Origin of the sequence: Glutamicibacter sp. (assembly GCF_032154645.1) — a bacterium.
Taxonomy (GTDB): Bacteria; Actinomycetota; Actinomycetes; order Actinomycetales; family Micrococcaceae; genus Glutamicibacter.
This window is the reverse complement of sequence record NZ_JALDXV010000035.1, coordinates 1-10,304: the sequence shown is the minus strand read 5'-3', so window position 1 is coordinate 10,304 and position 10,304 is coordinate 1. Positions and strand designations below refer to the sequence as shown.

The following is a 10,304-nucleotide window of genomic DNA, read 5'->3' as shown; positions in this document are numbered from 1 at the left end:
GTCACCACCGTCATGCCTATGGTCAGCGAGCTGCTGGACGGTGAGCGGCTGTTCGCGCTCTCCTTCGCCGCCCCGATGGCCAGCGGCATGCTCGGCATGGTGGCGGCGGGAGAAATCACCGACCGCCGCGGTCCGAAGATTCCACTCTTCGCCTCGGTGGCGATCTTCACCGTCGGGCTGCTGATCTGCGGCACCGCGTCGGGCATGCCGATGCTCATCGGCGGGCGCGTGCTGCAGGGGGTGGGCGGCGGCGCGATCACCGTGGCGATCTATGTGCTCATCGCCCGCGCATACCCGGGACACCTGCATGCGAAGATCTTCGCCCTCTTCGCCACCGCCTGGGTGCTTCCCGCGCTCATCGGACCGTGGCTGGCGGGCCTGATCGCCGTGCACCTGGGCTGGCGCTGGGTCTTTCTGGGCGTGATGGTGCTGGTGGTCCTGGCGTTCGCGGCGGTCATCCCGGCCCTGAACAAGCTTCCTCGCGAAAACAATTCGCAGCTGGGCCCAGTGTCTTCCAAACGCCTGCTGCTTGCGGCGCTCACCGCGTCGGCCGTGATCGCGATGAACCTGCTGGGCAACACCGGGACCGCCTGGTCATTGGCCGCCCTGCTTGCCGCGCTGGCAGCGGCGCTGATCGCGATCAGGCCGCTGCTGCCCCAGGGGACCTTCATCGCACGCCGCGGTCTGCCGGCAACCGTCATCACGCGCACGCTGACCACCGCCGCCTTTTTCGGCGTGGAGGTGTACCTGCCGTACCTGCTGCGCGAGGACTACCAGCTGGCCCCCGACCGCGCAGGTCTGGTGCTGACCGCCTCAGCGATCTGCTGGTCGGTCGGCTCGTGGCTGCAGGGCAAATTGGGTGACAGGCTCCCGAACTCGCTGAGCATCACGCTCGGCGCCGTGGCAGGAACCATCGCCATCGCCACCGCCCTGGGCACCGCGCTGTTCCACCCACCGGTGCTGGTGCTCATCTGCGGCTGGGCCCTAGGCGGACTGGGTATGGGCATGATCTTCCCGCGGCAGAACGTGAACATGCTGGCCCTGTCTTCCGAGCGCGAGCAGGGGTTCAATTCTTCGGCGATGACCCTGGCCGACTCCCTGGGCACCGCGGGATCCACGGCCCTCGGCGGCGTGATCTTTGCCATGGCGGCCGACGGCATGGGCTTCGTTTCGGTCTTCGGCTTCTGCCTGCTGCTCTCGGTGGTGCTGATCCTTATCGCCCCGCGGACCAAGGCCTTGCCTGAAACCGGTGCTTCGGTAGGCTAGCCCCATGGCTACAGAACTACCGCGGATCGGGGCCCCGGCCACCCGCGCATTAACGCAGGAGGGCATCACCAGCCTGGAACAGGCCGGTGATGCCGGTGAAGCAGCGCTGCTGGCGCTGCACGGGGTCGGGCCCAAAGCCATCCGGATCCTGCGCGAGGCACTGGCCGAACAAGGGCTGCAGCTCAAGGCCTAGGCGCGCGGCAAGATCTCCAGGTGCGCAGGGGTCGGCTGCGCCAGATGTTCGTCGTAGTCCTTGTGCTTAGCCACATAGGCTTTGACGTACGGGCAGACCGGGACGATCTTCGCCCCGGCGGCGATGGTGTTCTCCAGCGCAAACTTCACCAAGACGCTGGCCAGTCCCTGGCCGCCGTACTCTTCGTCGACGGTGGTGTGGAAGAAGACTCGCTCCACCCCATCGGCGCCCTCATAGTCGCGGTAGTGGGCGGCGCCGATGCGCTTGTCGCAGTCAACCAGCGCGAAGCGGTTGCGTTCGGGTAAAAATACGGGCTTGATTTCACTCATGGGGCGATCTCCTCATCGATCTTTCTAGGAAGGGTTGACGCGTGGGCGCAGCCGCACCGTTGGCAGCGCCGGTGCGGGCAGCGGGTCGGGGGTGTTCGGCGGGAAGGGGCCGAAGCGGTCTTCGGTCGCATCGCCGGGCTCGGCGCCGATCTCCGCCTGCCACTGCGCGCGGAACGCGAGCACCTCCTCGTGGGTGCGGCCGACGAAGTTCCACCACATCAAGATGTTCTCGTTCAGCGGTTCGCCGCCAATCAGCAGCGCCAGTACCGGCTCGTCGCCTGCCTTCAGGTGCAAGGTGGTGCAGCCTGCCCTGACGAATCCCAGGTCCCTGACCTTCAGGCTGTGCCCGTTGACCTGAAGGCTTCCCGAATCAAGCAGCACCCCGTGTTCGTGGTGGGCGGGGACGGTGATGCGTATTTCAGCACCCGGCTGCAGCCGGATCTCCGCCCCCGACAGTTCCGTGTGGGTCTGCACCGGGGAGGTGGAGGAGATGCCGCCGACGCTGAAGCCGCCGAGGAAGACCGACATGCTCCACCGCTCGGTGTGCAGCGGTTCCGGGCGGTAGTTCTCAAAGGTCGGGGGCATATCCCGCGCGCTGTCGGGCAGGGCCGTCCACAGCTGGGCGCCGTGCAGGGTTTGGGTTTCGGAGGTCACGATCTCCGAGTGGCTGATGCCGTGGCCCGCCGTCATCAGGTTGACCTCGCCGGGGCGCACCAGTGCCTCGTGGCCGGCCGAATCGATGTGGTTGATTCCGCCGGTGAAAAGCCATGAGACTGTCTGCAGACCGGTGTGCGGGTGGCGTGGAACATCCATGCCGCCGGTGACCTTCACTTCGTCCGGGCCATAGTGGTCCAGGAAGCACCAGGCACCGATGAGGCTGCGCTGTTTCTGCGGCAAGGTGCGGAAGACTGTCATGGCCCGGGGTCCGCCGAGTGGAACCGCACGGGGTTCCAGGGTCTCGACCTCGGCACGGGATTCTCCCGCGCAGCAGTCGATCTCAGCTGGGGCCTGCTCAAGGTTGCTCATAGCCACAAGGCTATGCAGTAGGGCGTACTTTCGCTAGCCACAACGCCGAGGTTCCCACCCGGGCGGCCGCAGTGCACCAGATGAGGTACCGGCGAACGTGATCCCTCAGGCAATGATTCAGCATGAAGCCGGAGGCGGATTGGCAGTGGGAGCTCTCTGACCTCGAATTAAAGCTACAAACGTTGGTGGGCAACAGCGAGTTCGGCCCTGAGTATTGATTTAAGTCTCAAATAATTTTGCCGGGCACAGCGTACGATCGAAGGGGGAAATTGGAGATTTTGGACCATAGGGAGAGACACGAACCGTGGAGAGCACTGAACTGCAAGGCGAGGACCTGCTGGCATTGGAGAAGCAAATTTGCTTCGGACTGGCAGTTGCTTCGCGCTCGGTGATATCTGCCTACAAGCCGGTTCTGGACCCCCTTGGCCTCACGCATCCCCAGTACCTGGTCATGCTCGCACTATGGGAGTTTGCTCCGATGAGTGCGCGGGAGCTCAGCGAACAGCTGCATCTAGATCCTGGAACACTCTCGCCCCTGCTCAAAAGGCTGGAGAAGGCGGGACTCATTACGAAGACCCGCAACCCCGAGGATGAGCGGTCCATCATTATCAACACCACCGAACAGGGCGCTCAGCTGCGCAACGAGGCGGTCAAGGTGCCGCGGGAGATGATGCGCAGGTTGAATTTGAGCCTCGATGAAGTGGTGGAGCTGCGCGGGATTTTGAACAGGATGATCAGTGCCGGGGCGGCGGCTCCGAAGGGCTGAACCTAAATTAGTTGGTGCACCAACTAATGTCGTACACTGGTGTTGTGGGGAAGTGTAGAAACACTTCCGACGACACCGACGAGGTTAGGCCATCATGGACGAGTCACCGCTGCCCATCATTGAGGACACCACCGGATTGAGCGCCGGATACCGTACCCTGTGGCGCCTGAAGTACCTCGGTTTGAGCATTTTCGGCCCGGCCGAACGCACCATCACCGCCAGCCCCCGCGAGCGTATCAAATGGGATCGGGCATATAGGGTCTTGAAGGCTCACGAGGCTGCGGGCACCGCCGCGGATGAGCAAACAATATATACCGTTGGGCGCATGGAGCCACGTCGGCGCCCACAGTAGCCGATCTCATATCGACCGCGGACTGGATTTCGCGATAATCTTTGATGCATGGAATCCATGAGCGAACTGTTTGTGACCCGGCAGTTTTCAGCACCGCGCAGCGCGGTATGGGCGGCATTCGTCGAACCAGAAATTATTGCTCAATGGTGGGGCCCGCAGGGCTGGACCGTCGAGGAAGAGTCGGTAGTTCTTGAACCGGTGGTCGGTGGGCGCCACGAGCTGAACATGGTCCAGCTCGGCAACCCAGAATCCAGCGTTCCACTCAAGGCTGTCATCACCACATTCGACGAGTACAAGTGTCTGATCAGCGCCGACGGGCCGCACGAGATGACCCTTGACATGGTGATCCACACCCGCGTCGACTTCAACGAGTTCGCTGGAAAAACTATCATCACGCTGACTCAGAGCCCGCTGCCTTTTGAGGTCATCGAGTCGAGCACGAAGGCCTGGAACTCGGCGTTCGCGAAGCTAGAAGAACTGCTGGCACAGTTCTTCTAGGCTCCGAGTCTTCTAGGCTCCGAGCAGCCCTAGCCGCGGCCGATATATGGCATGCCTCCGGCGGTGATGGTGAACTGGTTGATGGAAGTTCCCAGGGGCACCGAGGCGATGTACGCCACCGCTTCGGCGGCCTCGATCAGGGGGAAGGTCGGTTCCACCGCGCGCTGCCCGTTGGGCTGCAGGGCGCCCTGGGTGGCACCGAAGTCATCGAGAAGATCGCTGGCAGTATTGCCGATATCGAGCTGGGTCGCACGGATCCTGTAGGCGCGTCCGTCGAGCTCCAATGATTTGGTCAACCCGGCAATCGCATGCTTTGTGACGGAGTAGGCCACCGAGTTCACTCGCGGCACCTGGGCTGAGATTGAGCCGTTGTTGATGATTCGTCCGCCGCCCTGTTTCTTGAACAGCGCAAAAGCCGAACGGGCTGCATTCATGGAACCTGTGAGGTTGATATTGCAGACCTGCTCCCAGTCCTCGGGGCTCAACTCGTCGATGGATACCGCGGGACCAAAAATTCCTGCATTGTTGAACAGCACATCCACCGTTCCGAAGCGCTGCGCAGCCTGTGCAAAGAGTGAATCTACTGCAATTGGATCGGTCACGTCGGTTGGAACCACCAGGGCCTGTGGATGGCCCTCGGCCGTCTGACGAAGCGTTGCTTCGGTGCGTCCAGCGAGAACTACATTCCAACCCTGCTGCAGCATCAGTCGTGAGGTAGCCCGGCCGATGCCGGTGCCGGCTCCGGTAATAACGATGGTTGATGGTGCTGAGGCTGCCTGATTCATCAAGTCTCCTTGCGGCTAGAGGTGGAAATTGGTGAGGCGTGTTTTCAATCCTAGGAAGCAGGGGCTTGCATCGCCCAGAATTTACCGAGATGTTGCTGGGGGACCGGGTGCAGATGACGAATGAGGTGCATCGGTTCTGAGAACTCGGGTGAGAACCCGTAGCGTTAAATGGCCGGTTTGAGCCAGCGAACCCGGTGAATCCCGCAAAGGAGTTTCGTGTTTCTCGACGTACTGTACGGTGTGCTGCCGCTCTTTTTCGTCATGCTCATCGGTTATGCGGCCAGTTACGCTCCGACGTTTCCGCCCAGCGTTGAACCGGCGCTGAACGTTTTCGTGTTCTATGTGGCTCTCCCGGCGTTGTTGTACAAGGTCGTCGCTCAGGCCGATGCCAGCGGCGGGGTGCCGAGTGAGTTCTTTATTGCGGTGATCGGAGCGACGCTGCTCTTTTCCCTGCTGTGCTGGATCGTATTCCGCTACCTGATGCGCCAAGACCGCCCCCGATCGCTGGCCGGTATGCTGACGACTTCCTTCGGCAATGTGTCATACCTTGGCATCCCGGTGATCTTGGGTGTGATGGGCCCCCAGGCGGGGCTTGCTGCAGGCATGGGGCAACTGATCCACAACGTGATTTTCATGGTGGGCTTCCCAATACTTGCCCAGATCATGCTGCCGGCGGCCGGAGGCAAGGGGCATAAACCCAGTGCAGCGCGCATGCTGCGGACCATCAGGAATGCACTGATCTACAGTCCGGTGACGTGGTCGATGCTTATCGGTGGCGCGGTGCTGATCTTTTCGCTCCCGGTGCCTAAGCCGCTGAACGACACGGTGGATTTGCTGGCAGGAGCTGCGGCCCCCGGCGCCTTATTCGTCATTGGAATGTCGCTGCGCAGAACCATCGACCGCAGCTTCCGACGAAGCCCCACGCCGAGCAGTTCAGGGGAAGGAGTGGTGAAGCAGGCGCCCCGAGGCTCGGCAGCGGCGCTGAGCGTGATGGTCCTTGGCAAACTTGTGGCATTGCCGTTGTTGACGGTGGTGTGCCTGAATCTACTAGCCCCGCAGCTTCCGGCAATCTGGTTCAATGCGGCGGTGCTGATGGCTGCGATGCCTACCAGCGCCACCGCCTACATCATGGCTCAAAACGACACGGGGGATGGCGAGCCAACAGCCATGGCAATCGTCATCACCTGCATGCTATCAGTGATCGCATTGCCGGTCCTCTCCGCACTTGTGCTGCGCTGATCAGGGGAGCAGGGCCTTGACCCGATGCTCCGTGCGCGACATGCTGATAGTCAGCGCACCAAGGCGGACTAGTTCCGCAGATCATGGGGTGTGGACGCGAAAGACGATCGGGGATTCATGAAGAAGTTTTCACTCACCGCCATAGCTCGTGCAGAACTTCGCGAAGCATTCAATGCGAGCAACGGTCGCGCCGCCCGAACAGTTTTCGGCGGACATGAACATACCCTGCGACAAACCGTCATCGCGCTGTTGGAAGGTACCGAGCTGCAGGAACACGAGAATCCTGGGGAAGCCACGGTTCTTATTCTCAGTGGGCGGATTCAAGTCAGCTCCGATGGCGAGTACTGGGAAGGGCGCAGCCAAGATCTGCTGATCCTGCCGCATGGAAGAACGCAGATCACCGCGCTTGAGGAGTCGAGTATCCTGCTCAGCGTTGCGAAACTGGACTATTAGATCAGAAGCAAAATGTCAGCGTATCGACGCTAGTCGATACGCTGACATTTTGCCTTAAAAGAACGTAGAGATCATGCCCGACGCCTCAGGGGAATGATCTCTACGTGGTCTATGTGATGCACCCTAGGTGCAAGTTTTAGTGCCGGCCGAAGAACTTGCTCCAGAAGCTCGGCGTTTCGCCGGTGATGCGAATGCGCGGGGCGATATCAGGGTCCAGGTTCTCAATTGGGTGGAAGAGGCCTGAGCTCAGTGCTTCGGTGGCCACTACGACGCACTTTCCTTCAGGTGAGCAGTACACGTTTGCTGGATTCATAGCGGTCATTGTGACCCTCCTTCAAATGATATCAACTTCCGAATCGTGGAAGTTTTATTTTGCTTTACGAAACTAGTATGTAGTGTGTCACCTGTCGATGGCAAGAGTTTGGCGTAAAAAAACTTATCCGCCATGTGAAAACTTGTCATAAGTACTACTTTTTCGAAATTCTTCGGTTATGACTTGACGCACACCATGTGAAGTGGCTTACAGTAGAATCGCAACGTTCCACGGAGCCAACATCTAGTCGAAGCCGATACTCATCGGTGGTAAGGGTGTTCAGCAAGGTTTCCTGGATTAAGACCCTGAGTATGAAAAGAGCTGAGCACCCGATGCAGTTGAATGTCTTCAATGAAGTTTCCGAACAGGAAGCAGCTGAAGTTTTGCGTCCCTGCATCGACATCGAGCGCTGGATCAACGATCTGGTTTCAGCTCGCCCTTTCTCCACTCTAGAGGACTTGAACGAATCTGCGGCTCGCAGTGCGCAGCCTTTCAAGGACGATGAAATCGCCGCTGCGCTGGCCCATCACCCACGAATCGGTGAACGTGCCAGCGGAGACAGCCAGGAAGCAAGCCTTTCCCGCGGAGAGCAGTCAACCCTGAATCTCAATGCAGATGTCACCGCACGTCTTGCGGTTGCCAACCGGGAATACGAAGAGCGCTTTGACCGCGTCTTCCTGATCCGCGCCGCCGGCCGAACCAGCGAAGAAATCCTCGCTGAGTGCCAGCGTCGACTGGGCAATACCGATGAGGCGGAGCTGGCCGAAGTTGCCGACCAGCTACGCCAGATCGCCCTGCTTCGCTTGCAGGACGCGGTCAAAAACTAACTCCCTGCCTAATTTTCTGGCTAGAAGTCCATAGATTTTTGTACCAATAATCCCTCCAACCAATACTCGCAAAGGCAGGAGATGAACACATGGCAGATGTAAGCGCAGAACGCAGCCACATCACCACCCACATTCTCGACACCGGGACCGGGAGGCCATCCTCCGGTGTCAAGGCCACGCTGGAAGCCAAGACGGCATCCGGCTGGCAAGAAATCGGCACAGGGATCACCGATGCGGACGGCCGCATCAAGAACCTTGGACCGACTCAGGTTGAAGTAGGCCACTACCGAGTTTCATTCGAAATCGGGGAATACTTCGGGAAGCAGGGAACGGAAAGCTTCTTCCCCGGGGTAACCATCGACTTCTACGTCAATAGCGTCGATGAGCACTACCACGTACCTCTTCTTATCAGCCCGTTTGCATATTCCACGTACCGAGGAAGTTAGAAACATGACTACCGAAACCACTGCACCAGCAACCACCAAGATCGTTCTCGGCGAGAACCAGTACGGCAAGGCCGAGGTTCGCCTGGTCAAGGTCACCCGCGACACCGCTCGCCACCAGATCGAGGATCTGAATGTTACGTCCCAGCTGCACGGTGACTTCACCAAGGCTCACCTGGAAGGCGACAACGGCCTGGTTGTCCCAACCGACACCCAGAAGAACACCGTTTACGGCCTAGCTCGTGACGGCGTGAACAGCCCAGAAGAGTTCCTGCTTCGCCTGGGTGCTCACTTCACCGGTGAGTTCGAATGGATCACCGGCGGCCGCTGGGCAGCTCAGCAGTACTTCTGGGATCGCATCAACGATCACGACCACGCATTCTCGAAGAACAAGAGCGAAGTTCGCACCGCTGTTCTGGAGATCGCAGCCGACGGCTCGAAGAGCATCGTTGCCGGCCTGGAGGACCTCACCGTTCTGAAGTCCACCGGTTCCGAGTTCCACGGCTTCCCAGTGGATCGTTACACCACCCTGAAGGAAACCAGCGATCGCATCCTGGCAACCGACGTGACCGCTCGCTGGCGCTACACCGAGGAAGCAATCAACAAGGGCATCGATTTCAACGCAGTTTACGCATCCGTGCGTGAGCAGCTGCTGACCCTGTTCGCTAACACCCACTCGCTGGCTCTGCAGCACACCATGTTCGAAATGGGCAAGGCTGCTCTGGAAGCTAACCCAGAGATCGCAGAGATCAAGTTCTCGCTGCCAAACAACCACCACTTCTTGGTTGATCTGGAAGTCTTCGGTCAGGACAACCCGAACGAAGTATTCTTCGCAGCTGACCGTCCATACGGTCTGATTGAAGCTACCGTCACCCGCGAGGAGACCGAAGCTCGTCACCCAATCTGGACCAACATTCCAGCATTTATCTAATTTAGAGCGTTGAGAGGGTGTCGGTGTGTCCGCACCGACACCCTCTTGGCAGCGACTGACTTAGGAGGTCAGCCATGAGCGCTACACAAGATGAATTTATCAAAGGGACACGTCCCGAAGATGTAAAACTGCCACTGGGTAAGTCTTTTGCCTATGGTCTTCAACACGTCTTGACCATGTACGGCGGCATTATCGCACCGCCACTGATCATCGGCAGCGCAGCCGGTGTATCACCCGAAGAAATCGGCCTTCTGGTCGCCAGCTGTCTTTTCGTCGGTGGCCTGGCAACTATTCTCCAGACCATCGGTATCCCATTCTTCGGTGCCCAGCTTCCACTGGTACAGGGAACTTCCTTCGCTTCGGTGTCCACCATGGTGGCTATCGTCAACGGCGGCGGCGGCATCCAGTCAGTGTTTGGTTCAGTCCTTGTAGCAGCGCTCATAGGCTTCCTCATCGCGCCGTTCTTCGCGCGAATTATTAGATTCTTCCCGCCGGTGGTGACCGGTACCGTGATCACCATGATCGGTATCTCGCTGACACCGGTCGCGGCAAACTGGGCCATGGGCGGCAACGCCAAGGCCGAAGACTACGGATCACTGCAGAACATCGGCCTCGCGGCCGGCACCCTGCTGGTAGTACTGCTGCTCTCGAAGGTGGGCAACGCAGCCATCTCCCGCATGTCGATCCTGCTGGCGATCGTCATCGGCACCGTAGCTTCCGCACTGCTGGGCATGGCTGACTTCTCCAAGGTCGGCACCGGCGCCATCTTCGCCTTCCCACAGCCGCTTGCCTTCGGCATGCCGGTCTTTGAAATTGGCGGCATCATCTCGATGACCATCGTTGTTCTCGTAATCCTGACCGAGACCACCGCTGACATCCTGGC

Annotated in this window: 15 protein-coding genes; 11 read left to right on the top strand and 4 right to left on the bottom strand. The window is 59.7% G+C overall.

Going from position 1 to position 10,304, the window contains the following annotated elements; translation table 11 throughout:
* Together RUH64_RS16825 and RUH64_RS16820 are read left to right on the top strand one after the other, a co-directional pair.
* Positions 1 to 1,266, top strand: a 1,266-nt coding sequence (locus RUH64_RS16825; protein ID WP_313814941.1) for an MFS transporter, incomplete at its 5' end; no start/stop codon positions are given.
* Positions 1,267 to 1,270: 4 nt separating this feature from the next.
* A complete protein-coding gene (locus tag RUH64_RS16820) occupies positions 1,271 to 1,459 on the top strand; it encodes a DNA-binding protein (RefSeq protein WP_313814939.1) in 189 nt (62 codons plus the stop codon).
* Here the strand turns inward: RUH64_RS16820 and RUH64_RS16815 are convergent.
* Together RUH64_RS16815 and RUH64_RS16810 are read right to left on the bottom strand one after the other, a co-directional pair.
* Positions 1,456 to 1,788, bottom strand: coding sequence for a GNAT family N-acetyltransferase (locus RUH64_RS16815; protein WP_313814937.1), 333 nt, complete (start codon positions 1,786 to 1,788; stop codon positions 1,456 to 1,458). The genes RUH64_RS16820 and RUH64_RS16815 overlap by 4 nt on opposite strands.
* 24 nt (positions 1,789 to 1,812) lie before the next feature.
* Positions 1,813 to 2,814: a pirin family protein gene (locus RUH64_RS16810; protein ID WP_313814936.1), complete on the bottom strand. Its 1,002-nt coding sequence runs from the start codon at positions 2,812 to 2,814 to the stop codon at positions 1,813 to 1,815.
* Between the two features lie 304 nt (positions 2,815 to 3,118).
* Between RUH64_RS16810 and RUH64_RS16805 the strand changes: the two genes are divergently transcribed.
* From RUH64_RS16805 to RUH64_RS16795, 3 genes are all read left to right on the top strand, one after another.
* Entirely contained in the window at positions 3,119 to 3,580 is a 462-nt protein-coding gene (locus tag RUH64_RS16805; RefSeq protein ID WP_313814934.1) for a MarR family transcriptional regulator, read from the top strand.
* A gap of 94 nt (positions 3,581 to 3,674) precedes the next feature.
* On the top strand, positions 3,675 to 3,932 hold the full coding sequence (locus tag RUH64_RS16800) for a hypothetical protein (RefSeq protein ID WP_313814933.1): 258 nt from the start codon (positions 3,675 to 3,677) through the stop codon (positions 3,930 to 3,932).
* A 57-nt stretch (positions 3,933 to 3,989) separates the two neighbouring features.
* Positions 3,990 to 4,430, top strand: a complete 441-nt coding sequence (locus RUH64_RS16795; protein WP_313814932.1) for an SRPBCC domain-containing protein — start codon at positions 3,990 to 3,992, stop codon at positions 4,428 to 4,430.
* A 29-nt stretch (positions 4,431 to 4,459) separates the two neighbouring features.
* Here RUH64_RS16795 and RUH64_RS16790 read toward each other — a convergent pair whose 3' ends face one another.
* Positions 4,460 to 5,215 carry an SDR family oxidoreductase gene (locus RUH64_RS16790; protein ID WP_313814931.1) on the bottom strand — a complete coding sequence of 252 codons (756 nt, stop codon included), beginning with the start codon at positions 5,213 to 5,215 and terminating at the stop codon, positions 4,460 to 4,462.
* Positions 5,216 to 5,431: 216 nt separating this feature from the next.
* Between RUH64_RS16790 and RUH64_RS16785 the strand changes: the two genes are divergently transcribed.
* Together RUH64_RS16785 and RUH64_RS16780 are read left to right on the top strand one after the other, a co-directional pair.
* A complete protein-coding gene (locus RUH64_RS16785) occupies positions 5,432 to 6,454 on the top strand; it encodes an AEC family transporter (RefSeq protein ID WP_313814930.1) in 1,023 nt (340 codons plus the stop codon).
* 117 nt (positions 6,455 to 6,571) lie between these two features.
* Positions 6,572 to 6,907: a LuxR family transcriptional regulator gene (locus RUH64_RS16780; RefSeq protein ID WP_313814929.1), complete on the top strand. Its 336-nt coding sequence runs from the start codon at positions 6,572 to 6,574 to the stop codon at positions 6,905 to 6,907.
* 136 nt (positions 6,908 to 7,043) lie between these two features.
* On the opposite strand, the gene RUH64_RS16775 is transcribed toward RUH64_RS16780, so the two are convergent.
* On the bottom strand, positions 7,044 to 7,229 hold the full coding sequence (locus RUH64_RS16775) for a hypothetical protein (protein ID WP_313814928.1): 186 nt from the start codon (positions 7,227 to 7,229) through the stop codon (positions 7,044 to 7,046).
* Between the two features lie 302 nt (positions 7,230 to 7,531).
* On the opposite strand from RUH64_RS16775, the gene uraD reads away from it, so the two are divergent.
* The 4 genes from uraD to RUH64_RS16755 all read left to right on the top strand — a co-directional run.
* Positions 7,532 to 8,047, top strand: a complete 516-nt coding sequence (uraD, locus tag RUH64_RS16770; protein ID WP_313814926.1) for a 2-oxo-4-hydroxy-4-carboxy-5-ureidoimidazoline decarboxylase — start codon at positions 7,532 to 7,534, stop codon at positions 8,045 to 8,047.
* Between the two features lie 89 nt (positions 8,048 to 8,136).
* Entirely contained in the window at positions 8,137 to 8,493 is a 357-nt protein-coding gene (gene uraH, locus RUH64_RS16765) for a hydroxyisourate hydrolase (protein WP_313814924.1), read from the top strand.
* Between the two features lie 4 nt (positions 8,494 to 8,497).
* On the top strand, positions 8,498 to 9,421 hold the full coding sequence (gene pucL / locus RUH64_RS16760) for a factor-independent urate hydroxylase (RefSeq protein ID WP_313814923.1): 924 nt from the start codon (positions 8,498 to 8,500) through the stop codon (positions 9,419 to 9,421).
* A gap of 74 nt (positions 9,422 to 9,495) precedes the next feature.
* A partial coding sequence (locus tag RUH64_RS16755; protein WP_313814922.1) for a solute carrier family 23 protein occupies positions 9,496 to 10,304 on the top strand: 809 nt, incomplete at its 3' end.

Excerpts from the sequence above, each read along its gene's own strand:
- RUH64_RS16820 (WP_313814939.1), top strand. The coding sequence starts at position 1,271 with ATGGCTACAGAACTACCGCGGATCGGGGCCCCGGCCACCCGCGCATTA.
- RUH64_RS16815 (WP_313814937.1), bottom strand. The coding sequence starts at position 1,788 with ATGAGTGAAATCAAGCCCGTATTTTTACCCGAACGCAACCGCTTCGCG.
- RUH64_RS16810 (WP_313814936.1), bottom strand. The coding sequence starts at position 2,814 with ATGAGCAACCTTGAGCAGGCCCCAGCTGAGATCGACTGCTGCGCGGGA.
- RUH64_RS16800 (WP_313814933.1), top strand. The coding sequence starts at position 3,675 with ATGGACGAGTCACCGCTGCCCATCATTGAGGACACCACCGGATTGAGC.
- RUH64_RS16795 (WP_313814932.1), top strand. The coding sequence starts at position 3,990 with ATGAGCGAACTGTTTGTGACCCGGCAGTTTTCAGCACCGCGCAGCGCG.
- RUH64_RS16790 (WP_313814931.1), bottom strand. The coding sequence starts at position 5,215 with ATGAATCAGGCAGCCTCAGCACCATCAACCATCGTTATTACCGGAGCC.
- RUH64_RS16780 (WP_313814929.1), top strand. The coding sequence starts at position 6,572 with ATGAAGAAGTTTTCACTCACCGCCATAGCTCGTGCAGAACTTCGCGAA.
- RUH64_RS16775 (WP_313814928.1), bottom strand. The coding sequence starts at position 7,229 with ATGACCGCTATGAATCCAGCAAACGTGTACTGCTCACCTGAAGGAAAG.
- uraD (WP_313814926.1), top strand. The coding sequence starts at position 7,532 with ATGAAAAGAGCTGAGCACCCGATGCAGTTGAATGTCTTCAATGAAGTT.
- uraH (WP_313814924.1), top strand. The coding sequence starts at position 8,137 with ATGGCAGATGTAAGCGCAGAACGCAGCCACATCACCACCCACATTCTC.
- pucL (WP_313814923.1), top strand. The coding sequence starts at position 8,498 with ATGACTACCGAAACCACTGCACCAGCAACCACCAAGATCGTTCTCGGC.